This window comes from Undibacterium sp. GW821-FHT11H02, assembly GCF_058808015.1.
Genome location: NZ_JBXARG010000010.1, coordinates 36,020 through 58,227, shown reverse-complemented (window position 1 = coordinate 58,227; position 22,208 = coordinate 36,020). Strand labels below are relative to the sequence as shown.

Sequence of the window (22,208 nt, the reverse complement as noted above, 5' to 3'; positions counted from 1 at the left end):
GCTTACTTCCTGAATGCTTAATTGCCCAAGCGTCCGCCGCTGACCCGCAAAATCCCTGCCAGATCGGCCCAGCTTTGTACTTCGATAAATCCCGCCGCCTTTAATAAGGCTTGCACCGCATCGCTTTGGTCATAGCCGTGCTCCATCAACAGCCAGGCGTTTGCGTGCAGGTAGGCTGGCGCACCGTCTATGATTTTGCGATAGGCAGACAGGCCATCGCTATGATCGGTCAGTGCGTCGATAGGTTCAAAACGTAAATCACCCTGATTTAAATGGCTATCGCCTTTGACGATGTAAGGCGGATTGCTGACGATAGCGTGAAATTTTTGTGCAGGGATTGCGCTATACCAATCACTTAAGTGAAATTCGATGGCCGTATCTGCTGCCAGCAGTTGCCTTGCATTAAAGCGGGCTATGGCTAATGCTGCAGGACTGATGTCGGTGGCGCTGACCTTGATTTGCTGGTCTTGTGCGGCGATGGCGATCGCTATGGCACCTGAACCAGTTCCTAAATCTAAAAGTTGACCGCCACCTTGCGTACGTTGTAGCGCCAATTCGACTAATAACTCGGTATCGGGTCTGGGAATCAGGACATCCTGCGTGACTTTGAAAGTCAGTCCATAAAATTCACGTTGTCCTAATAAGTAAGCGATAGGCTGACCTGCTAGCCGTTGTGCAGTTAAGAGATTTAATTGCGCCAACTGCGCATCACTTAGTCGCTGTTCGGACTGCGTAATTAATTGCACCCTGGTGTAAGTCGTCACATGGCACAACAACATGCGAGTTTCTAGAGGCTCAAGTGGCGAGCTCGCCTGTATCTGTGCTAGTGACTGTTGTGAACAAAAAATACTCATCCGCGAATTTTGCCAAAGAAAACACGTTCTTTTTTCTTACTAAAGATTAAAGTGAAAGACGCAATCACGAATACGAGGAACCAAGTCAAAGCCCAAGCTGGGATGGACAAACCTAAAATAGGATCATAAGGCGTTTCGCACAAGCCATTGGCTTTGAACATCACCGGGAACAGTTGAGCAATGAAAAAACTATTCATAGGGCCTGACAAAGGATCAGCACCACATGAGCCCAGTGGTTGGGCGATGGCCCATAACTGATAGCCTGCAACACCAGCGCCAATTAATCCAAAAACCGCACTGGCTGCCATGCTTTTACGTTGAAAATTTGGGAATATCAAGGCAATTATGCAGGCTACTGCGATCAAAGCAAAGGCATAGCGCTGCATGACACACAAAGGGCAGGGCAACATATCGAGCACCAATTGCAAATACAAGGCAAAGCCGAGCAGGCCGCTACAAGCGAGAATTATCAATATCAGAGCGGCTTTGTTACGATTCATGGCAATAGTCTTTATTTTGAGGATTGGTTGAAAATAGCTAAACGGCATTACGCCATCGAGGACGTAAGGATACTAGAGATACTCGTTTTGTTGCATGCACCAATCGAAAAAAATGCTGAACCTTGTTGAGGCTGACAGCAAAACTACTAAAAAGTTTCCTGTCGGGGCGATCGCATGAATAACATCACAAATGAGGTCGTTCAAGAACATGAAAATCCGAATAAAAACTCAGCGCTGAGGCGCAGAGAACGCAGAGAAAAGCTTGGATTTGTCTTTCTCTGCGCCCTGTGCGTCTCTGTGGCTAGCGATCTTTTGTCTTTTGTTTGATTCTTATTAGATTTTTGTGATTGCGCTGAGTTTCCTGTCCTCGTCTCTGGCACAAGAATCAGAAGCGGTCTATCATCTTGCTATTGCCTTACTGTGCCAAGCAAGCACCTCCACGTTAAAAAATTAAGGAAGTATTATGTCTAGCTCTGTCGTTCGCGCCGTTTGTCCTCATGATTGTCCAGATACTTGTGCCTTATTGGTGACAGTGCAAGATGGCGTCGCGACCGAGGTCAAAGGTGACCCTGATCATCCAACTACAGGTGGCGTACTCTGTACCAAAGTGGCGCGTTACACCGAGCGCACTTACCATCCAGATCGCTTGCTATATCCGCAAAAACGGATAGCCAATAAAGGCGAAGGCAAGTTTGTCAGAATATCCTGGGAAGAAGCAATTTCGACTATTGCTACCCGCTTGAAAGAAATTGCAGCACGTAATCCTCTGGCGATTATGCCCTACAGCTATGCTGGGACGATGGGCATGGTGCAGGGGGAAAGCATGGCAGCGCGGGTTTTGCACAAATTGGGCGCCTCCTTTCTCGACCGCACGATTTGCGCATCAGCGGGCGGTACCGGTTACAAATACACTTTGGGTGATCGTATCGGTACCGATGTCGAACAAACTCAAAATGCACGACTGATTATTATCTGGGGCGGCAATCCTATTGCCTCGAATTTGCATTTTTGGACACGCGTGCAAGAGGCGAAACGGAATGGCACCAAAATTATTGCGATTGATCCTTATCGTTCTTTGACTGCTGAAAAATGTCACCAGCATATCGCCGTCCGTCCTGGAACCGATTCAGCCTTGGCACTGGGTATGATGCATGTGTTGATCAAAGAAGACTTAATTGATCACGACTATATCGCTCAATACACTTTGGGATTCGAACAATTAAAACAGCGTGCAGCAGAGTGGACTCCTGAAAAAGTCGCAGACATTTGTGGCATCAGCGCCGCCGAAGTCGAGGGCTTGGCACGCGATTATGGTGCAGGCGCACGTCGTGGCGAACCCAGTTTGATCCGCATGAATTATGGCGTGCAGCGTGTGCATGGTGGCGGTATGGCGGTGCGTAATATTTGCTGCTTGCCCGCATTGGTTGGAGCATGGCGTCACGCGGCAGGCGGCGCTCTGTTGTCTTCTTCCGGTGGCTTTGTTAAGAACTCTGATGCTTTAGAACGTCCTGATTTGTTCCCGCAAGGGCAAGCGAGTCGCACGATTAATATGAGCGATATAGGGAATAGCTTATTGCATCCCGGCTCTGCTGAATTTGGTCCTAAGATAGAAGCGGTACTGGTCTACAACTCAAATCCGGTTGCCATTGCGCCCGATTCCTCGGTGGTGGCGCAAGGTTTTGCGCGTGAGGATTTGTTCACCGTGGTCTTGGAGCACTTTCAAACTGATACCGCGGACTACGCCGATATTTTATTACCAGCCACCACGCAATTAGAACATGTAGATGTGCATAGCGCCTATGGACATCGCTATATGATGGCAAATAATGCTGCGGTAGCGCCTATGGGCGAGGCGAAATCGAATGCCGAAATTTTCCGTTTGCTGGCACAGGCTTTAGGATTTACCGAGCCCTGTTTTGCAGAGTCGGACGATGCAATAGCGGCACAAGCTTTTAATTTTCAGCATGCGCGTACCGAGCATACCAATTGGGCGCAATTGAAACAGCTAGGCTGGTCGAAACTGAAAATGCCGGATGCTGCTTTTGCGCAAGGTGGCTTTACCACGCCTTCAGGTAAATGCGAATTTTATAGTCAACAAATGTTGGACGATGGACTCGATCCTTTACCCGCTTATATTCCCCCTTATGAGTCGGTGATCAGTAATCCAGAGTTGGCAGCGAAATATCCGCTGGCGATGATTTCACCTCCTGCACGTAATTTCCTGAACTCGACTTTTGTTAATGTCAAAAGTTTGCGTGACACCGAAGGCGAACCCCATCTCGATATTCATCCAGACGATGCGGCACGACGTGAGATTAAGGCTGGTGACATGGTCAGGATATTTAATGATCGTGGTAGCTTTGTTGCCAAAGCGCGTGTCACCGAAAAAGCGCGCGCGGGTTTAGTGGTTGGCCTGTCGATTTGGTGGAAAAAATTTGCTTCTGACCATAAAAATGCTAATGAAGTCACGAGTCAACAATTAACCGACATGGGTGGTGGTCCGACTTTTTATGATCTTTTGGTTCAAGTCGAAAAGGCTTGAGTTGTTTAAATGTTGCAGCGCAAAATTTCCTAGAGTTGTTGCTCAGTTTTCTCTGATTTTGCGCGGCTAATTTGCACCAGCAATGGTCAGCACGCAAGGCTTGGTGTATCGTGTTGGTGCATAAAGTTTTATCAAGCTCTATGAGGTCTGATAGCGGCTTTGATGAGCATAGAGAGTCATTTCTTTCGATCAGAATTTAGTGATACCTAGTCCTGAGGTGGGCACTAAAGTATTTTTGTAGTAGGACTTACGGAAAACAAACGCTGGCGTTGTTGTGTTCGCCTCGCCATGCAATTGCACTGTCTTCGGCTCCACGCCCCCGACTCAAGCATTCGAGGGCAGGCTCTAGCCAGCGCAATTTTGCGTAAGCCCTATGTAGATTAGATTGACGAGCAAAATTAGCAAACAACAGGTCAACCTACATTGACCATTAAATTAAAAATGGAGACAACATGAGCGCAGACAAATTTTGGCTTAAATCCTATCCGCCTGGCGTACCGGCGGAGATCGATGTGACACAATACAAATCCTTGGTACATCTGTTGGATGAGGCGTTCAAGACATTTGCTGATCGCAATGCCTATGTCTGTATGGATAAGTACATGACTTATGGCGAAGTAGATGCCTTGTCGAAAAAAGTCGCAGCTTGGTTACAAAGCCGAGGCTTAAAGCCTGGTGCCAGAGTCGCGATCATGATGCCTAATGTGTTGCAATATCCAGTGGCTCTGGCAGCGGTTTTGCGCGCCGGTTACGTAGTGGTCAACGTCAATCCTTTGTACACGCATCGTGAACTGGAACACCAATTAAAAGATTCTGGCGCAGAAGCGATTTTCGTCTTAGAAAATTTTGCAATTACTTTGGAACAGGCGATTGCGAATACCGACATCAAGCATGTCGTCGTGTGTTCTATGGGTGAAATGCTGGGTGGCGTCAAAGGCGTGATTGTGAACCTGGTAGTGCGCCATGTGAAAAAATTAGTACCCGCATTTAATTTGCCCGGCTCGGTGACTTTCAAAGAAGTATTAGCTCAGGGTAGTTCCATGAAGTTTCAAGCTGTGAACGCCAAGCTTGATGACGTCGCCTTCTTGCAGTACACCGGCGGCACGACTGGCGTATCCAAGGGTGCGGTTCTGACCCACAAGAATGTGGTTGCCAACGTTCTGCAAAATCATGCGTGGTTGAAACCAAGTATGGACGCACACAAAGGCACACCACAATTGGTATTTGTCTGTGCTTTGCCGCTTTACCATATCTTCGCTTTGACGGTGTGTAATATGGTGGGTACTCGTATCGGTGGCTTGAATATATTGATTCCTAACCCACGCGATATTCCAGGCTTCATCAAAGAACTGAAGAAATACAAGATCAATATTTTCCCTGCGGTGAATACCCTGTACAACGCCTTGCTGAACAATCCAGAATTTTCCAAAACGGATTTCTCTGGCTATTTCTGTTGCACAGGTGGTGGCATGGCAGTGCAAAAAGCCGTGGCAGAAAGATGGAAAGCGGTGACAGGTTGCGCCATTGCAGAAGGCTATGGTTTGTCCGAAACTTCACCCGTGGCAACTGCAAATTATGCAGATTCTAAAGAATTTACCGGTAGCATAGGCTTGCCGATTTCCTCAACTGAAATTGCTATTTTGGACGATGATGGGAAGCCTGTGCCTTTGGGTGAAAGCGGCGAAATCGCCATCCGTGGCCCACAGGTGATGTTAGGTTACTGGAATCGTCCTGATGAAACAGCGAATTCATTCACGCCAGATGGTTTCTTCAAATCCGGTGACATCGGTATTATGGATGAACGTGGTTTCACGAAAATTGTCGATCGCAAGAAAGATATGATTTTGGTCTCGGGTTTCAATGTTTATCCAACTGAAATCGAAGGTGTAGTCGCAGGGCATCCTGGCGTATTGGAATGTGCATGTGTCGGTGTGCCAGATGAAAATTCAGGCGAGGCAGTGAAACTCTACGTCGTTAAGAAAGATCCAGCTTTAACAAAAGAAGATTTGATGGCTTTCTGTAAGGAAGAATTCACTGCTTACAAAAAACCGAAGTATATTGAGTTCCGTACTGAATTGCCAAAGACCAATGTCGGCAAAATATTGCGTCGCGCTTTGCGGGATGAAGCGAAGAAGGCTTGATGCACTGACCATCAAAAAAAGGGAGCCACGGCTCCCATGCCCGTCAGTTAAGACGAAAGAAAATGCGAGATTTTATTCGAATTGAATTTGTAGCTTTGGATAAAAATGAAAACCCCTCAACGCTGAGACGCTGAGGGGTTTTGAAGCATAATTAACCACCTTGTTCGCTTATCTGAACGGCATTAGAGCTAGGGCTCTCTTTTTTTAGGGAGATTCAAATCACGATGTTGGTATATGAGGCAAATATTTTTGCTGAATTTTGAGGAAGGTTTTGTCTTTTTTCATGTTTTCCAATGCCGCATTCCATTTCTTGATCACGGCCGGATCGGTGTTCCTTGATGCCGCAATATACAGTTCACTTTTAAATAATTCAAAAATGAACTTGACGTCGCTAATTGCGTAACCGGAAGCTCGGGCCAAACTCTCTACGCCAAGTTTTGAATCGGTGTAGACAGAAATACGCCCCATCATCAATTTTTTAAAACTGGAAATATTCGAACTAGCGCGATCTAAATTGCGGAAACCCAAGCGCGTTAATGTTTGATCGCGGATATCGCCGCGATAGACACCGATGGAGGGAATCTTTTTCGCATCCTCCAGATTGTTGATTTTTAAGCTCGAATCTGCCTTCGCGTACAAACCGTAAACATTGGACATGATAGGACCTATCCATTGATATAGCGATTCGCGTTCGGGAGTGCGTGCCATACTAAATAATAAGGTGTTGGCATCATTGTTAATTTTGTCCAGACCACGTGACCAAGGCACAACTTGAATCGGGTCATTATTGCCCACGCGTTTTTGGATTTCTTGCACGATCTCTATGGTCAGACCTGTGAGCTTGCCATCGCTGTCATAAAACTGCAAAGGCCTATCTTCTTCGCAGTACAAGCTTAAAGACTGTGCAAACACTGCGCTACTCAGCAATCCTGCGCTGAGCAAAAACATCAAAGCGAAAAACTGACAGAATCTCTTCATGCTGTTTCTTTTACACAGTATCTGTTTTGTCTATAAAGCGTCGAGCTTAGGAATTTGCCTGGGCTTGCGATGTCCATCGGTTGCCACATAGGTCAGTGTGGCTTCGGTCACCTTGACTGTGTCCGCCTGCAGGCGATTACGTTCTGCATAAACTTCCACTGAGACAGTGACGGAGGTATTGCCGACTTTGACGACTTCGGCATAAAACGATAATAGATCGCCCACGAATACCGGTTGTTTAAATAAGAAAGAGTTGACTGCAATGGTTGCTACTCGACCATTGGCACGACGTGCTGCCGGAACCGCGCCAGCGATATCGACCTGCGCCATAATCCATCCACCAAACACGTCACCGTGAATGTTGGCGTCTGACGGCATAGGCATCACACGCAGGGTGGGCATGCCGCTTGGTAAGGAAGTTTGAGCGCTGTCTGACATGGCTTTCTCTCGTGGTTGGGCTGAACGCGATACAATCGGGTAAATAAAGACTCGTAAATTCTTGGTGTTTGGGAGGTTTAGGCCTGTGACCGGGTTTGATCAATTCTGAAACTATGATTTGAAGCTCCTTGCTGCATACCTAAACCGCACCATACTTGGAATGATATAGCAATTTCCTTTTTTTGATTGTAGCCTATGCGTCGTAATGCCCCTTCTTCAGTTCCCGTCAATAATAGTAATGTGCGGGGTGACTGGTCCACTGTTAAAACTTTATTACCTTATTTGTGGGCTTATAAATGGCGGGTTTTGCTTGCCCTGGGTTTTCTGGTGGGTGCCAAGCTAGCCAATGTCGGTGTGCCGCTAGTCTTGAAAGAGTTGGTTGACCGACTCACGGTCAATCCCTTAAGCCCAGCCAGCTTGATGGTATTACCTATCAGCGTTTTGCTTGCTTACGGTGTCTTGCGTTTGTCGACCACCTTGTTTACCGAGATGCGCGAGTTTGTGTTTGCCAAAGTCACGCAGCGTGCCGTGCGTACTATTGCGCTCAAAGTTTTTCGTCATTTGCATGCACTTTCATTACGTTTTCATTTGAATCGACAAACTGGCGGTATGACACGCGACATTGAGCGTGGCACCAGAGCGATTTCTTCACTGGTCTCATTTGCTTTATTTAGTATCGTGCCGACCTTGTTGGAAATTGCTCTGGTTCTCAGCTATTTATTTGTTAAATATGATAAATGGTTCGCCATCATTACTATCTTGGCTTTGGTCGCCTATATTATTTTTACGATTGCAGTGACCGAATGGCGCACTAATTTTCGCCGCACCATGAATGAGTTAGATTCTAAAGCCAGCACCAAGGCGATCGATTCGTTATTAAATTATGAAACCGTGAAATATTTCGGTAACGAAGAATATGAAGCGCAACGCTACGATCATGGTCTGCAAAGCTATGAAAAAGCGGCAGTTAAATCGCAAACTACTTTATCGCTGTTAAATGCCGGTCAGTCTTTGATCATTGCCACTGCAGTCACTTTGATTTTATGGCGTGCGGCGCAAGGTGTCATTGATCAAACCATGACCTTGGGTGATCTGGTTTTGGTCAATGCTTTTATGATTCAGTTGTATATTCCGTTAAATTTTTTGGGCGTCTTATATCGTGAGATTAAGCAAAGTCTCGCCGATATGGAAAAACTGTTTTCTTTGATGGACCAAAATAAAGAAATCGCGGATAAAGACAATGCGCCTGCTTTGCAGTTGCAAGGCCACGTATCACCGGAAGTCGTGTTTCAGACTGTGAATTTTAGCTACGAAGAAAAACGTCAAATTTTATTCGATGTCGATTTTAAGATTGCTGCAGGTACCACTACTGCGGTTGTTGGCCACAGTGGATCTGGCAAATCGACACTATCACGCTTATTGTTTCGCTTTTACGATATCCAATCGGGCGCGATACAAATCGCAGGACAAAATATTCTGGATATGACGCAGCATTCTTTGCGGCAGGCGATAGGTATCGTGCCGCAAGATACAGTTCTATTTAATGACACGATTGCGTACAACATCGCTTACGGCAAACCAGGCGCGACGCAAGATGAAGTGATTGCGGTTGCCAAGGCCGCCTATATCCATGACTTTATTGAGAGCCTTCCAGATGGCTATGACACCATGGTTGGTGAGCGTGGTTTGAAGTTGTCGGGCGGTGAGAAACAGCGAGTTGCGATAGCGCGCACTTTATTGAAAAATCCTGTGATCATGATCTTTGATGAAGCGACCTCTGCTTTAGATTCAAAATCAGAACAGCTGATACAAGCGCAGCTCAAACAAATCGCCAAGAGCCGAACCAGCTTGGTCATCGCGCACAGATTATCAACTATCGTTGATGCACAGCAGATTTTGGTCATGGATAAGGGGCGCATTATTGAACGTGGTACGCATACCGAATTGATGACTTTGGCTGGTGCCTATGCGCAAATGTGGGAGAGGCAGCAGCATACGAACCTGACTGCTCAGGAAGAATAGGTGTGCAAAGCAATAGCATGAGTTTGTTCTAATTTGTTCTCATTTTTTTCGGCGATTTTTATGGAAACCAAATGGCTAGAAGACTTCGTCTCTTTGGCGGAAACCAATAGTTTTAGTCGTTCAGCAGAACTGCGGCACGTAACGCAACCCGCATTCTCCCGGCGTATACAATCTTTAGAAGCATGGTTAGGTGCAGATTTGATAGACCGCACCTCCTATCCCACCCGATTGACCAATGCGGGTGAGATTTTTTTTGAGCAAGCGATTGCGATGCTGGGTCAAATCAATAATGCCCGTGCACTCCTGCGTGGCAAACGAACTTCGATTCAGACCACAGTGGACTTTGCGGTGCCGCATACCTTGTCGTTGACCTTTGTCCCGAAATGGCTGACCGAGTTGCAGAGTAATTTTGGTGACATTAATAGTCGATTACTAGCGTTAAATGTGCATGATGCAGTGATGAGTTTGGTGGAGGGGGGTTGTGATTTGATGTTGTGCTATCACCATCCGCAGCAGCCCTTGTTACTCGATCCAGCCCAGTATGAAATGATCAGTATGGGAACCGAAGCATTACGTGCTTATGCCCGTTGTGATAAATCTGGTATGCCGGATTTTGTCTTGCCGGGCACAATAGAGCAGCCTCTGCCTTTCCTAGCCTATGCAAATAACGCCTATTTAGGCCGTATGGTCGATTTGATTTTGAATCAAACCAAGCAAGGCTTGCATCTCGATAAATGTTATGAAACCGATATGGCCGAGGGTTTGAAGATGATGGCTTTAGAAGGCCGCGGTGTGGCATTTCTGCCGGAGTCCGCGGTCGTGCGCGAGCTCAAGCAAAAGCAGTTGGCGCGTGCCGATGGTGGTGTCGATGCATGGGAAGTAAGCATGGAGATTCGCCTGTATCGTGAACGCCCTTCAGAGCAAAAACCAGGTAAGCCCGTGGTTGCAAAACTGTGGGATTATCTGACACAAAAATCGCAACTGGTGAATAAATCAAAAACCGTGCGTTCGCAGCGTTAATGAACGAATCTACGGCTAGATTTTCGTGCCATAATACATGCTGCCGAGAAATATTTGAGCTTGTTATGCCTGTCAGTCTTATTCCAGATTTTGTTTTTGCCCAATCAGGAAACAAGGCATTTTGCAAAACGATTACTTACGTTTTTGCCTTCTTATTTTTTCAAGCGTCCGTAGTGTCGGCGCAAACCCTGAAAGCTTATACCGAAGAATGGCCTCCTTATAATTTCATTCACGATAATGAAGTGACGGGCATCGCGACCGATATATTGAAAGCCGCCTGCGCGGGGGCGAAAATTCAATGTGAGTTTCAATTGGTGCCCTGGACGCGTGCCTACAAAACGGTGCAAGAAACACCCAATACCTTGATTTACTCGATAGCCCGTGTCCCGGCACGTGAATCGCACTTTGCCTGGGTAGGCCCGGTCTTGCCGCGTACTACTTGGATCTATGTACGCAAGGAAGTCGCTGAAAAAATTCATACGATTAAGGATGTGGCTAAGTTCAGGGTCGGCTTGATTCGTGCAGAAGCCTCAGTCGCTGAATTAGTGCAAGCGGGCGTACCTGAGTCAGTGATTCGGATTTTCAATTCAAATACTGATGTGATGCGCACTGCCAAATCGGGCAATCTCGATGTGCTGGTGAACACAGAAATTGGGATGGCGATGAATCAAAAGAACTTTGATATTCCCGCCGATAGTTTTGTGCGTAGGATGAAATTGTATGATGGCGGCGGATTGTATTTTGGTATGCATCTTGATTCCAATCCAGAGCTGATTGAGAAGCTGCAAGTGAGTATTGATAAGCTCAAACGTGAGGCCAAGATACAAGCCATAGTGCAGCAATACACAAACCGGCAGTAAGCTAGTCTGCCTCTGTTTCAGCGTCTTTCGCTTTGTCTTTGTTCGCATTGGCGTATTGTTTTCAAATGACAAACCGCCTTGTCTGATGACTTTTTCCTCGTGACACCCCGCTGTAAAGTCTTTCGCATCTGTCGATTCGCGGATAACATGTGCCCGCGCCAGCGCGGCCTGACTTTTCTATTCCTGATGAATAATTTACACACGATAAGCGTACGGAACTATGGCAATACAAACAGAAATAATCCAAGATTTAATGGCGCAAAGTGCCGAGCGTAGTGGATTACAGCAGCGATTGCAGATTGAAGTCGTGGCCGAGACCGGGTCGACCAATCTTGATTTAATGCAGATTGTGCGCAATAGATATCCGGCGCGCCCGATTGCATTGATTGCTGAGAAGCAAACAGCCGGTCGCGGTCGTTCAGGACGGCAATGGTTATCTGAACCGGGTGGCGCTTTGACCTTTTCTCTGGCCTGGCATTTTCCTTTGCAGGCACGGGCCACGATGGGTTTACCTTTGGTCGTCGGTGTTGCCATCGCCAATTGTTTAAGGCAGATAGGCGTGTCAGTCAACTTGAAATGGCCGAATGATATCCTCAAAGAGGGGAAAAAATTAGCCGGTATTTTGGTTGAGTCGCAGAACGATGGACAAGGTGGCGTCTGGGCGGTGGTTGGAGTTGGCCTCAACCTTAGTATCCCCGAATCTATAGAACATGCCATAGGACATCAAGTCGCTGATGCCCCTTGGTTAGCGCAGATGGAGAGAAATGCCTTATTGGCGCAGCTATTGCAAGCCATGCTAATGGCCATGGAAGAGTTTCAAGCACTAGGCTTTCCGGCATTTGTAGAGCGCTGGAATCATTTACATGCGTATGCGCAACAAATGGTGAAAATTATCGATCAGGGTAAACTCTTGCATCAAGGGATTGCGCTAGGCGTCGACGAGCAGGGAAGTTTGCTGTTGCGAACCGAATCAGAGACGCTGCGTATTCATTCAGGGGATGTGTCTTTGCGTGCTTTGCCGTAAAATGCTTCGATTCTCATCGTTCGCATCCTCAAATCACTTTCATGACGTCTAAGTCACCCTTATTGTTGCTAATTGATGCCGGAAATACCCGTGTGAAGTGGGCCTGCATAGAGCATCGTGCAGCGCTGACTTTGCCAGCACTCTGGGTGCAAACAGGTTCAGTGGCGCATCAGGATTTACAGGATTTAGCCGCTGCGTGGGCTGAGATCGAGGTGAGTGACATTGTGCTGTCGAATGTCGCGGGCGATGAACTAGGGAGAAAATTAGCTGCAATCCTGGCGTTGCAGTTCTCACAAATTCCCGTCCAAATTTTTCGTTCACAGGCGCACTGTGCCGGTGTGCGAAATCAATACCTGGAGCCGCAACGCTTGGGCACGGATCGCTTTGCATCAGCGATTGCCGCACATTATTTGTACCCGGATAGGGCGTCAGTGGTCGCAACTTGCGGCACGGCGACTACGGTTGATGCCTTGGATGGCGTGGAATTTATTGGTGGAATGATATTGCCTGGACTGCAATTGATGGCAGCATCTCTCGCCAAAAATACCGCTCAACTGCCGCAGATCGCACATAGTTTGGGTTTGCAGGATGCCTTCGCCAAAAGTACTGATCAGGCTATCGTCAGTGGCTGTTTGCACGCTCAAGTCGGTGCCATGCTAGCGGCAGTTGAAAATCTGCGTCAACGCAGTAGCAGACCGGTGCAACTATTAATTTCTGGTGGTGCGGCCACTTTTTTGATGCCGCAATTAAAATTACAAACGAATTTGATCTGGCATCACGTGGACAATCTGGTGCTCTCTGGCCTCTTGGTCGCTAGCAAACTGGAGCCAAAGGCGTTTCGCTCAACCCCTAATTTTTGATATTTTATATTTATTATGCTGCGATTTTTTCTGTGGATTTTATTGATCATTAATGGCTTACTACTCGCTTTGAATTTGGGTGTGTTAGGTAATTGGGAGCGTGCCGAGCGCGAACCGACCCGATTAAAAGCGGAAAAAAATGCGGACAAGCTGAAATTGCTGGCACCCAATGTCGCCCACGACATGATAGAGGCCGCTAACAAAAAAGCGATACCGCCAATAGCTTGTTTGGAATTGGGTGGTATCAACACGGCAGACGCAAAAAGCGTAGAAGAAAAATTGAAATTACTGGCTTTGGGCGAGCGTCAATCTCGTACCGAAATTGCCGAGGTGGCGACTAATATGGTTTACTTGCCTTCTTTGGGAAGCAAAGATGCTGCCGATAAAAAAGCCGCACAATTAAAAAAACTAGGTTTGACTGAATTCTACGTCGTGCAAGATCAATCGCCATTGCGCTGGGGCATTTCGCTAGGGGTATTTAAAACACCGGAAGCGGCACAAACTCACCTCGCTAACCTGGCAAAAAAAGGCTTGAAAGAAGCACGGATTGCACCACGCGCGGTGAGTGCGGCAAAAGTGGTTTATCGTTTGCTGGACATCACGCCTGAAGAAAAGAAGAATTTAGACGCGTTGAAAGAAAGCATCAGCAGTGCAGAAATGCACGAGTGCACAATCAAGAGCGAAGCCACCTAAATACCAAGTCAACATTTGAGAACAGCGATGTAAGGCGCACTTCCTGATGAGTCAATTAGGGCAGTGGCCAGCATCCATAATTCTTTTTCGAAAGACAGCCCATCATGTCAGCCCCATTTCACTTCTTCCAAGGACAGGTTCCCTTATTAATTTCTATGCCGCATGTAGGGACGGCGATTCCCGCCGACGTTGCCGCAAACATGAATCCAGTCGCGACTTTGAAAGCCGATACCGATTGGCATCTGCCGCTTCTTTACAATATGCGCGCAGCCTTAGGCGCTTCTTTGATTCACGCGCACTATTCGCGTTACCTGATTGATTTGAATCGCCCATCTGACGATATGAATTTATATCCGGGTCAGGATACGACAGGCTTGTGTCCGGTTGATACTTTCGCGAAAGAAGCATTGTATCAAGCAGGAAAAAATCCAGACGCCAAGGAAATACAACGCAGGGTGCAAACCTATTGGCAGCCCTATCATCAACAATTGCAAGCCGAATTGCAGCGCTTGCGTGATCTGCATGGGATTGCCATTTTGTGGGATGCACACTCAATAGCTTCGCAGGTGCCGCGCTTTTTTAATGGACGTTTACCCGATCTGAACTTTGGGACGGCCGATCAAAAATCGTGCGCCCTTGGTTTGCAACAGGCATTGGCGACTGTCATGACGCAACATGGTGCGGCCTTTAGCCACGTGTTTAATGGACGCTTTAAAGGCGGGCATATCACGCGTCACTATGGACAACCTGAGAACAATATTCATGCGGTGCAATTAGAAATGAGCCAGTGTGTGTATATGGATGAAAGCTATCCCTACGCGTATCGAGGAGATTTAGCAGCTCAGATTCAACCCTTGTTGAAACAATTATTGCAAACTTGCCTAACCTGGGCACAGTCAACTAAATAGGCTGTGTCAGAAATATCAGGAACAAATCAATGAATACAAACTCCAAGCAAACTCTTTTCGCACAACACGCTTTATTACCTGAAGGCTGGGTCGCCAATGTGCGTTTGCATTGGGATGAGCAAGGTAATTTCAGTCAAATTGAAAGCGCCGCCACGCCCTTAGCCTATGAAGCGCAACACGCCTACGTCGCACCCGGTATGACTAATTTGCACTCGCATGCTTTTCAAAGAGCGATGGCGGGAATGACCGAGATTGCAGGCGAAGGCCCGGATAGTTTTTGGACCTGGCGTGATTTGATGTATCGCTATGCTTTGGCGATTTCACCAGAACAAATGCAGGCGATAGCGGCACAGTTGTATTCTGAGTGCTTGCGGCATGGTTACACCTCGGTGTGTGAATTCCACTACGTACATCGCGCACCTGAAGGTGTGTTTTATGCCGATATCGCGGAGACCGCAAAGCAAGTGATCGCTGCGGCAAATGGCACCGGCATGGGAATTAGCATGTTGCCCGTGTTGTACAGCTTTGCCGATTTCAAACATCAGCCATTGCGTGATGATCAGCGCCGTTTCAATACCAATGTGGAGCAGATACTGCAGATCATGCAAGCATTAGAAGCGCAGCGTGGTGCGCAAGTGGAAGTCGGCGTGGCACCGCATTCCCTGCGTGCGGCTAGCACTGAGCAAATCGCTGAATTAGTCGCAGCGATGCCCGCGGGACGGCCAATTCATATTCATATCGCGGAGCAAATGCGCGAAGTCAATGCTTGTCTTGCAGCGACGGGTAAGCGCCCGGTTGAATTATTATTTGATACCCAAACTGTCGATGAACGCTGGTGTCTGGTGCATGCGACGCATCTGAATCAAGACGAAGTAGCGAATATGGCAGCGAGTCGATCTGTCGCCGGAATTTGTACCTCGACCGAAGGCAATTTGGGCGATGGTTTTTTTGAGTTGCCCGATTATATTGCGGCGCAAGGGCGCTTTGGTATAGGAACCGATAGCCATGCTTCACAAAGTGTGGTGGAAGAAATTCGTTGGCTAGAATATGGACAACGTTTAAAGGCGCAAGGTCGTAATATTGCCAGCGTTAAGGGGCAAAGACGTGTCGCAGATTATTTGTGGCAGCAGTGCTTATTAGGTGGGGCGCAAGCGTCTGGCCGCAAAGTCGGGCAATTAAAAGCCGCGCACAGAGCTGACTTCATTATTTTTGATGATCAACATCCTAATCTGCAAGAGCTGGATGTCGCTGAGCTACTGAGTAGTGTGGTATTTGCCGGCAATGACAATGTAATCCGTGATGTCTATGTGGGTGGGCAGCAGGTGGTAGCGGCAGGACGCCATCGCGATCAGGCGCAAATTAATGCCAATTATGCGGCTTGCATGCGGCAACTACGTCAACTCTAAATTGTTTTAGAAATAGTTTTTACAGTGAAAAAAAGAAATTTAAAAAGCAGAAAGATATCGCGACCTATGAAAAAATTTACGACCAACACCGTAGCAGGATTACTTATCAGCTTAGGCCTGCTCAGCATGCCAGTCTTGGCAGCGACCAGCGCTGCACATGGCACAGAATTGAAGGCCGAATCGACTGTCAGTAAAGCCAACCTGACTTTGCAAGCGCGTTTGAAAGCATTGGATAGCCTGTTGGCCGAGCAATGGGAATATGGCCTGCGCACCAGTCCAGAGTACGCGTCTATGTTAGGCGATAAGCGCTTCAATGATCAATTACGTGATTTCTCCCAAGCGGCGATCGATGCGAATCTAAAAAAGAGTCGTGAATTTCTGAAACGATTTAAAGCCATAGATACTACCGGTTTTGATGTACAGCAAAAGTTGAATAAAGACTTGATGGTGCGTCAGTTGCAAGAAGAATTAGAAGGCGCACGTTTTCAAAGCTGGCAAATGCCCGTGTTACAAAATTCCGGATTGCATCTGGATACGCCCGAGCTAGTGACGATGTTAAGTTTTACCAGCGTAAAAGACTATGAAGACTACCTTGCGCGTCTGAATAAATTGCCGGTTTTGTTCGAACAAACCATAGTGCAAATGCGCAAAGGCCTTAAGAATAAAATCATGCCGCCGCAATTTCTTTTGCCAAAAATCGCACGTCAATGTGATGACATTGTTGCGATGAGTATGGAGACCTCGCCATTTGCGAAACCGGTCGCGCAGTTTCCTGCTGACATTTCAGAAGCGGATCAGCAGCGCTTAAAAGCCGCCATTTTGCAGGCGATTCAAACCAAGGTGATTCCGGCTTATCAAAATTTCGCCAGTTTCGTGCGTCGCGATTACGCACCTTATGGTCGTAAAGATGTCGGCTTATGGTCATTGCCTGACGGCGCTGCACGTTATAAGTTGCAAGTCAAAACACAAACTACAACCAATAAAACACCGGAACAGATTCATCAAATTGGTTTAAGTGAAGTACGAAGAATTGAAGGCCAAATGTTAGATGTGGCGAAAAAATTAGGTTACGCTGATTTGAAATCCTTCAATGCCTCGATGGAAAAAAATCCGGCGCTGCACCCAAAATCTCGCCAAGAGATTTTAGATTTGTATAGCAAGTACACCGACCAGATGTACGCCAAGATCCCTGAGCTATTTGGACGTTTGCCAAAAGCGAAAGTGAAAATCATGGCGGTCGAGGAGTTCCGCGAGAAAGAAGCAGCAGGTGCCTCTTATAATCCAGGTGCGGCTGATGGTTCACGTCCGGGTCACGTGATGGTGAATACCGGCGACTTTGCGAATCGTATGACTTTGTCGATAGAGACCACTGCTTTGCATGAAGGTGTGCCAGGTCATCACATGCAAATCGCGATAGCGCAGGAATTAGAAGGCTTGCCCGCTTATCGCCAGCAAGGTGGCAATAATGCTTATGTCGAAGGTTGGGCTTTGTATTCTGAACGCTTGGGGCAAGAGTTGGGCTTTTTCCAGGACCCGTATAGTTTTTATGGCCATTTGCAAGATGAAATGTTGCGCGCTATACGTTTGGTCGTCGATACCGGTTTGCATTATAAAAAATGGAATCGTCAACAAGTCGTCGATTTTTTCCGTGATCACTCGGGCATCGAAGAAGTCGAGATTCAAAGCGAAACTGACCGCTACATTGTGTGGCCTGGTCAAGCATTAGGCTACAAAATAGGTCAGTTGAAGATTCTAGAATTGCGTGATTACGCCAGCAAAGCCTTGGGCGCAAAATTCAATCTGAAAGCATTTCATGATGAAATTTTAGGCGCAGGGGCTTTGCCTTTGGATATTTTGGAAACACGCATTCATACTTGGGTGAAGTCGCAGTAGTAGAAGCTTGGATATTTTTAGGTAAACGGGTGTCATGATCACGGGTGTAATGTGGTTTTGACGCCCGTTTTTGGTCTAACTTGCTTTAGTTTAATTTAACTTATTTTAAATAAGTTGCCACATTTCAATCGGCGCGAGTAGAATCAAGAACTTCACATCGAATTCTCAACTCTTTTGGAGCTGCCATGGGTGCCTTTGCGATGCCAGTGTATATGCTGGAATTCACTCCGAAAACAATTGCCTCTTTGCTGTCGCAGCATGCAATTGATGGGGTAGAAGTTGAATTGGATGTATATAACAAAAACGATCTGGCCATTAAGGTAGAAGCAAAAGGCCAACGCCTGAAATCCGATCCTGATATGTTTAGAATCATCACCGTTCATAATGGCGTGACCAATGAACATGATTGGAATTTCACCATCTTGCGTGAATCCGCGGACCGCAGCCGTAAGCGCTAATTTTTACTGGTCTAACTACCTTGGCTTGTGAATCCCAGTGGATAATTTTTCTGGGTTTCAGCCTTTCCAGCTTCTCTTTAGTCCGGTATCGGCGTGTATCCATCCACCTTTGCTACTGGCTCTGAAATAAAATCCCACACCGCCTTGCCGGAAGCTTTGTATTAATTCGCCCAGCACTTCCTCGTGTAAATCGCCGATGCGGATATCGGCGGCGCGTCCTTCTAAATGCAAGGATTTGCGTGCTGCAGGAATGCCATCTTCACGTAAGCGCTGATTCGACTCTGCAGTACGGTAACCTGATAAGACTTCCAAAGGCTTGGTCATGCCAAAGCGAGTAATAAAAGCCTGGGTTGCCCACAAGGTTTCTAATAATTTAGGATCGATAGGCGCAGTTTTTTTTCCATGCACATCACGCAAGACATGACAGAACTGCTGATAAGCAGAATCAATAATGTCACCATCCTTCCAATACAATAATTTGACACGCTCACCACTAACCGGGCGTATTAAATCCAAAGTACGCGGTTTCAACCAAAACTCCATATCTAAAGCTTGAGCGTCGAATAAATCTGGCGGTGGCGTTAGTTTGCTTGCCTTATTCGTGCTATCCGCTTCTTGAGCTAAGCTGAGCGCGGAGCGACTTCCTAAAAAAAGTCCGCTGGCGGTGAGCAGTAAGGATTTTTTTAAAAATTGGCGACGATTTTGCATGGAATTTGATTCAAGTAAATTGAGAAAGCAGGATAGAGCTATAGTTTTCGTGAGTATATGCTTTCTTGTCCTTTGTGAAGTACCCAGATGTGAAATTTTATTTAATTACTTTGCCCTATAATATGGACTTGATCATCGAATCCACTTTGCTCGTCGCATGTTAAATCCCACACAAATTGAACAATTTCATCAACAAGGTTATCTGGTGCTGCCAGGATTAAGTGGCGTCGATTACTGTGAGCAAGTGCTGCAATTTGCTCAGCAACAATTGGACCTTGTGGCGCAACCCATCGAGTTTGAAGCCGATACGCGTTATCCCGGCGCACCGATTTCTCGTGATGCTGAAGGAGGACAAACTGCGCGCCGCTTATTGCAAGCTTATGCGCGTTCACCTTTGCTCGCCAAATGGGCGACGCAAGCCGTATTAGCACAGGCTTTGGAGCAACTGCTTGGCACGGGTGTACGCATGTCGCAGGTACATCACAACTGTATCATGACCAAACAAGCGCGCTTTTCTAGTTTGACCGGATGGCATAGAGATAGTCGTTATTGGCAGTTCCAACGAGCAGAGCTGATCAGTGTTTGGTTGGCTTTGCGTGATGAGAAAGTGGAGAACGGTTGCCTCTTAGTGTTGCCCGGTTCCCATCGCTGGCAGGTCGAAGCAGAGCAATTAGACAGCGCTCAGTTCTTACGTGCCGATGTGGCCGCTAATCAAAGCTTGCTGGCACAGGCAATCAGCGTGCCTTTGCGGCAAGGTGATGTATTACTGTTTTCCAGTAATTTATTTCATGCCGCCGGTTGTAATCAAACTAGTCAGACCAAGTTTTCTATGGTCTTTACCTATCGCGCAAAGGATAATGAGCCACTGCCGAATTCACGATCTGCTAGTTTGCCTGAGATTGCTATTTAGTCATACCACAATGTTCTTAGCGGGTAGCTTGGCCTGATATGCTCCATTTTTTGTTGATTAGGCTTAGGTTTTACTGCCCCATCTCTACGCTACTTTGTGAAGAGTACGAGCACAAAAGTACAAAACGTTTTAGTCTTAAACACGCTCCAAGCTCATCAACTCCTGAATAGTCTGCCGACGACGTATCAAACGCACCTCATCACCATCGACCAACACCTCAGGAATCAAAGGTCGTGAATTGTAATTCGACGACATGCTAGCGCCGTAGGCACCCGCATCATGGAACACAATTAAGTCACCAACTTCGCATGCCGGTAGATCTTGATGCGTGACCACGCCGCCTTCTTCTTGCGTGAATACATCGCCAGATTCGCACAGTGGACCCGCGACCACGCTAGGTCGTAATGCCCCTGCACGCAAATTGCCGTCGGCAGTATGGGCACTGATGCGGTGGTAACTGCCGTACATGGATGGACGAACTAAATCATTGAAGCCCGCATCGACGAAGATGAAATAATTACTACCAACTTGTTTTTGCGCGCGTAGTTCGGAAATCAAGATGCCGGATTGCGCGACCAGGAAACGTCCCGGTTCGATTTCCATACTGATTTTGTGACCGAGATGCGCCTCGATTTGCGTACGTGCTTTGTCCCAGATCTCGAAATAATGGGCGGTATCGACTTCAGGTTCACCTGCTTGGTAAGGGATCGATAAGCCACCGCCAATGGAAATGGCTTGTAGATCAAGTGGGCAGGCTTGTACTTGAGCTATCATCGCATCGCACACACTTTGCAAATGATCGTAATCGACGCCTGAACCTATGTGCATGTGCAAGCCCACCAGTTGCAGACCGTATTGTTGTATCAGCGCATAGGCTTGGGGTAATTCTTCGTGCCAGATCCCGTGCTTGCTTTGCTCGCCGCCGGTATTAGTTTTGCGGCTGTGACCATGACCGAAACCAGGGTTGATGCGTAGCCAGACGGGATGTCCTGGATGGACTTGCCCTAATTGCTCAAGCATTTGCGGCGAGCCACAGTTGACGGGAATCTTCAATTCCACCACACGTTGTAAAGCATGACGGTCGAGCAGGTCAGCGGTGAAGACGATAGGCGCATGTTCGCTCTTGGCAGCAGGATCAAAACCGGCAACCAGCGCGCGTTCGACCTCGCCCAAGGATACGGAATCGACCAAGACGCCTTGTTCGCGCATTAAACTCAGAATATGGATATTGCTACAGGATTTCTGGGCAAAACGGATTACATCAAATTGGCGTAACTGCGCAATTTGGCTGCGAATCAATGCCGCATCGTAGGCCCAGCATGGGGTTTGATAGGTCTGGGCGATGGTTTGAATTTGTTGGGCGGTGATGGCGTTCGACATAGCAGAGTTATCCGTAGGAAAAGTCAATTTGAGATGCATCACTGTAGCGCGTACAATGCCAAAACAAAATGGGCATCCAAAGGCGAAAAGGGGTTTTGACCTTGGAAGCACCTGAAATCACGAGGTTTTGCTTATGAATCAAAAAATCGACCCATACGATAAGAAAATCCTGCAATTATTGCAAGAAGATGCGCGTATGTCGCATGCAGAGATTGGCCGGCAAATCCATCTCAGTCAACCTGCAGTGTCCGAGCGCATCAAGCGACTGGAAAGTAGCAATATCATACGCGGCTATCGTGCCGATATTAATCCCAAAGCTTTGGGCTATGACATCACGGCAATGATACGCGTCTCGACCCAGCAAGGTCGTCCCTATGCACAATTTGTCGCTAGCTGCCCCGAGATCATTGATTGCTACACCGTCACGGGCGAAGACGGTGCGGTGATGAAAGTGTTGGCAACCGATGTTGAACATTTGCAGCAGATCATTAATGCGCTCAATGCTTTCGGTTCGACCTCGACGGCGATCGTCTTAACGACCCACGTGGCAGGCAAAGTGATTGCCGTGCCTGGGTTGGACGATAGATAAGTAAGGCTCGCTATATCGATGAAA

General features: G+C 47.2%; 20 protein-coding genes. 14 read left to right on the top strand and 6 right to left on the bottom strand.

Going from position 1 to position 22,208, the window contains the following annotated elements:
* Positions 1 to 17: 17 nt before the first annotated feature.
* Positions 18 to 854: a peptide chain release factor N(5)-glutamine methyltransferase gene (prmC, locus tag AC1RR2_RS11670; protein WP_493222429.1), complete on the bottom strand. Its 837-nt coding sequence runs from the start codon at positions 852 to 854 to the stop codon at positions 18 to 20.
* Positions 851 to 1,354, bottom strand: coding sequence for a disulfide bond formation protein B (locus AC1RR2_RS11665; RefSeq protein WP_493222428.1), 504 nt, complete (start codon positions 1,352 to 1,354; stop codon positions 851 to 853). Before AC1RR2_RS11665 ends, prmC begins: the two co-directional genes overlap by 4 nt.
* Positions 1,355 to 1,817: 463 nt before the next feature.
* Here AC1RR2_RS11665 and AC1RR2_RS11660 point away from each other — a divergent pair, with 463 nt between their 5' ends.
* Positions 1,818 to 3,896 (top strand): molybdopterin-containing oxidoreductase family protein, encoded by a 2,079-nt coding sequence (locus AC1RR2_RS11660; protein ID WP_493222427.1) that lies wholly within the window; start codon positions 1,818 to 1,820, stop codon positions 3,894 to 3,896.
* Between the two features lie 452 nt (positions 3,897 to 4,348).
* A complete protein-coding gene (locus AC1RR2_RS11655; protein WP_493222426.1) occupies positions 4,349 to 6,037 on the top strand; it encodes a long-chain-fatty-acid--CoA ligase in 1,689 nt (562 codons plus the stop codon).
* Between the two features lie 219 nt (positions 6,038 to 6,256).
* Here the strand turns inward: AC1RR2_RS11655 and AC1RR2_RS11650 are convergent, their stop codons facing one another.
* Positions 6,257 to 7,015 (bottom strand): substrate-binding periplasmic protein, encoded by a 759-nt coding sequence (locus AC1RR2_RS11650; RefSeq protein ID WP_493222425.1) that lies wholly within the window; start codon positions 7,013 to 7,015, stop codon positions 6,257 to 6,259.
* Between the two features lie 30 nt (positions 7,016 to 7,045).
* The gene (locus tag AC1RR2_RS11645) at positions 7,046 to 7,453 is read right to left on the bottom strand and encodes an acyl-CoA thioesterase (RefSeq protein WP_493222424.1); all 408 of its coding nucleotides are present in this window, start codon (positions 7,451 to 7,453) and stop codon (positions 7,046 to 7,048) included.
* A 195-nt stretch (positions 7,454 to 7,648) separates the two neighbouring features.
* Between AC1RR2_RS11645 and AC1RR2_RS11640 the strand changes: the two genes are divergently transcribed.
* From AC1RR2_RS11640 to AC1RR2_RS11595, 10 genes are all read left to right on the top strand, one after another.
* Positions 7,649 to 9,475, top strand: coding sequence for an ABCB family ABC transporter ATP-binding protein/permease (locus AC1RR2_RS11640; protein WP_493222423.1), 1,827 nt, complete (start codon positions 7,649 to 7,651; stop codon positions 9,473 to 9,475).
* A gap of 60 nt (positions 9,476 to 9,535) precedes the next feature.
* On the top strand, positions 9,536 to 10,495 hold the full coding sequence (locus AC1RR2_RS11635; protein ID WP_493222422.1) for a LysR family transcriptional regulator: 960 nt from the start codon (positions 9,536 to 9,538) through the stop codon (positions 10,493 to 10,495).
* Positions 10,496 to 10,560: 65 nt separating this feature from the next.
* Complete coding sequence (locus tag AC1RR2_RS11630) at positions 10,561 to 11,355, top strand: substrate-binding periplasmic protein (RefSeq protein WP_493222421.1); 795 nt, start codon at positions 10,561 to 10,563, stop codon at positions 11,353 to 11,355.
* A 220-nt stretch (positions 11,356 to 11,575) separates the two neighbouring features.
* Positions 11,576 to 12,379: a biotin--[acetyl-CoA-carboxylase] ligase gene (locus AC1RR2_RS11625; protein ID WP_493222420.1), complete on the top strand. Its 804-nt coding sequence runs from the start codon at positions 11,576 to 11,578 to the stop codon at positions 12,377 to 12,379.
* 41 nt (positions 12,380 to 12,420) lie between these two features.
* Positions 12,421 to 13,239: a type III pantothenate kinase gene (locus tag AC1RR2_RS11620; protein ID WP_493222419.1), complete on the top strand. Its 819-nt coding sequence runs from the start codon at positions 12,421 to 12,423 to the stop codon at positions 13,237 to 13,239.
* A gap of 15 nt (positions 13,240 to 13,254) precedes the next feature.
* A complete protein-coding gene (locus tag AC1RR2_RS11615) occupies positions 13,255 to 13,932 on the top strand; it encodes an SPOR domain-containing protein (RefSeq protein WP_493222418.1) in 678 nt (225 codons plus the stop codon).
* Positions 13,933 to 14,036: 104 nt separating this feature from the next.
* Positions 14,037 to 14,840 (top strand): N-formylglutamate deformylase, encoded by an 804-nt coding sequence (gene hutG / locus AC1RR2_RS11610; RefSeq protein ID WP_493222417.1) that lies wholly within the window; start codon positions 14,037 to 14,039, stop codon positions 14,838 to 14,840.
* Between the two features lie 29 nt (positions 14,841 to 14,869).
* A complete protein-coding gene (locus AC1RR2_RS11605; RefSeq protein WP_493222416.1) occupies positions 14,870 to 16,246 on the top strand; it encodes a formimidoylglutamate deiminase in 1,377 nt (458 codons plus the stop codon).
* A gap of 66 nt (positions 16,247 to 16,312) precedes the next feature.
* Positions 16,313 to 18,139, top strand: a complete 1,827-nt coding sequence (locus AC1RR2_RS11600; RefSeq protein ID WP_493222415.1) for a DUF885 domain-containing protein — start codon at positions 16,313 to 16,315, stop codon at positions 18,137 to 18,139.
* A gap of 185 nt (positions 18,140 to 18,324) precedes the next feature.
* Complete coding sequence (locus AC1RR2_RS11595) at positions 18,325 to 18,597, top strand: hypothetical protein (RefSeq protein ID WP_493222414.1); 273 nt, start codon at positions 18,325 to 18,327, stop codon at positions 18,595 to 18,597.
* Between the two features lie 57 nt (positions 18,598 to 18,654).
* On the opposite strand, the gene AC1RR2_RS11590 is transcribed toward AC1RR2_RS11595, so the two are convergent.
* Entirely contained in the window at positions 18,655 to 19,305 is a 651-nt protein-coding gene (locus AC1RR2_RS11590) for a YcbK family protein (RefSeq protein ID WP_493222413.1), read from the bottom strand.
* 157 nt (positions 19,306 to 19,462) lie between these two features.
* Between AC1RR2_RS11590 and AC1RR2_RS11585 the strand changes: the two genes are divergently transcribed.
* Positions 19,463 to 20,215, top strand: a complete 753-nt coding sequence (locus tag AC1RR2_RS11585) for a phytanoyl-CoA dioxygenase family protein (RefSeq protein ID WP_493222412.1) — start codon at positions 19,463 to 19,465, stop codon at positions 20,213 to 20,215.
* A 135-nt stretch (positions 20,216 to 20,350) separates the two neighbouring features.
* On the opposite strand, the gene lysA is transcribed toward AC1RR2_RS11585, so the two are convergent.
* Positions 20,351 to 21,595, bottom strand: a complete 1,245-nt coding sequence (gene lysA / locus AC1RR2_RS11580; protein ID WP_493222411.1) for a diaminopimelate decarboxylase — start codon at positions 21,593 to 21,595, stop codon at positions 20,351 to 20,353.
* Between the two features lie 133 nt (positions 21,596 to 21,728).
* On the opposite strand from lysA, the gene AC1RR2_RS11575 reads away from it, so the two are divergent.
* Entirely contained in the window at positions 21,729 to 22,184 is a 456-nt protein-coding gene (locus tag AC1RR2_RS11575) for an Lrp/AsnC family transcriptional regulator (RefSeq protein ID WP_493222410.1), read from the top strand.
* Positions 22,185 to 22,208 lie beyond the last annotated feature (24 nt).

What these genes read in the sequence shown, in the direction of transcription:
- prmC (WP_493222429.1), bottom strand. Translation starts at nt 854, where the DNA reads ATGAGTATTTTTTGTTCACAACAGTCACTAGCACAGATACAGGCGAGC.
- AC1RR2_RS11665 (WP_493222428.1), bottom strand. Translation starts at nt 1,354, where the DNA reads ATGAATCGTAACAAAGCCGCTCTGATATTGATAATTCTCGCTTGTAGC.
- AC1RR2_RS11660 (WP_493222427.1), top strand. Translation starts at nt 1,818, where the DNA reads ATGTCTAGCTCTGTCGTTCGCGCCGTTTGTCCTCATGATTGTCCAGAT.
- AC1RR2_RS11655 (WP_493222426.1), top strand. Translation starts at nt 4,349, where the DNA reads ATGAGCGCAGACAAATTTTGGCTTAAATCCTATCCGCCTGGCGTACCG.
- AC1RR2_RS11650 (WP_493222425.1), bottom strand. Translation starts at nt 7,015, where the DNA reads ATGAAGAGATTCTGTCAGTTTTTCGCTTTGATGTTTTTGCTCAGCGCA.
- AC1RR2_RS11645 (WP_493222424.1), bottom strand. Translation starts at nt 7,453, where the DNA reads ATGTCAGACAGCGCTCAAACTTCCTTACCAAGCGGCATGCCCACCCTG.
- AC1RR2_RS11640 (WP_493222423.1), top strand. Translation starts at nt 7,649, where the DNA reads ATGCGTCGTAATGCCCCTTCTTCAGTTCCCGTCAATAATAGTAATGTG.
- AC1RR2_RS11635 (WP_493222422.1), top strand. Translation starts at nt 9,536, where the DNA reads ATGGAAACCAAATGGCTAGAAGACTTCGTCTCTTTGGCGGAAACCAAT.
- AC1RR2_RS11630 (WP_493222421.1), top strand. Translation starts at nt 10,561, where the DNA reads ATGCCTGTCAGTCTTATTCCAGATTTTGTTTTTGCCCAATCAGGAAAC.
- AC1RR2_RS11625 (WP_493222420.1), top strand. Translation starts at nt 11,576, where the DNA reads ATGGCAATACAAACAGAAATAATCCAAGATTTAATGGCGCAAAGTGCC.
- AC1RR2_RS11620 (WP_493222419.1), top strand. Translation starts at nt 12,421, where the DNA reads ATGACGTCTAAGTCACCCTTATTGTTGCTAATTGATGCCGGAAATACC.
- AC1RR2_RS11615 (WP_493222418.1), top strand. Translation starts at nt 13,255, where the DNA reads ATGCTGCGATTTTTTCTGTGGATTTTATTGATCATTAATGGCTTACTA.
- hutG (WP_493222417.1), top strand. Translation starts at nt 14,037, where the DNA reads ATGTCAGCCCCATTTCACTTCTTCCAAGGACAGGTTCCCTTATTAATT.
- AC1RR2_RS11605 (WP_493222416.1), top strand. Translation starts at nt 14,870, where the DNA reads ATGAATACAAACTCCAAGCAAACTCTTTTCGCACAACACGCTTTATTA.
- AC1RR2_RS11600 (WP_493222415.1), top strand. Translation starts at nt 16,313, where the DNA reads ATGAAAAAATTTACGACCAACACCGTAGCAGGATTACTTATCAGCTTA.
- AC1RR2_RS11595 (WP_493222414.1), top strand. Translation starts at nt 18,325, where the DNA reads ATGGGTGCCTTTGCGATGCCAGTGTATATGCTGGAATTCACTCCGAAA.
- AC1RR2_RS11590 (WP_493222413.1), bottom strand. Translation starts at nt 19,305, where the DNA reads ATGCAAAATCGTCGCCAATTTTTAAAAAAATCCTTACTGCTCACCGCC.
- AC1RR2_RS11585 (WP_493222412.1), top strand. Translation starts at nt 19,463, where the DNA reads ATGTTAAATCCCACACAAATTGAACAATTTCATCAACAAGGTTATCTG.
- lysA (WP_493222411.1), bottom strand. Translation starts at nt 21,595, where the DNA reads ATGTCGAACGCCATCACCGCCCAACAAATTCAAACCATCGCCCAGACC.
- AC1RR2_RS11575 (WP_493222410.1), top strand. Translation starts at nt 21,729, where the DNA reads ATGAATCAAAAAATCGACCCATACGATAAGAAAATCCTGCAATTATTG.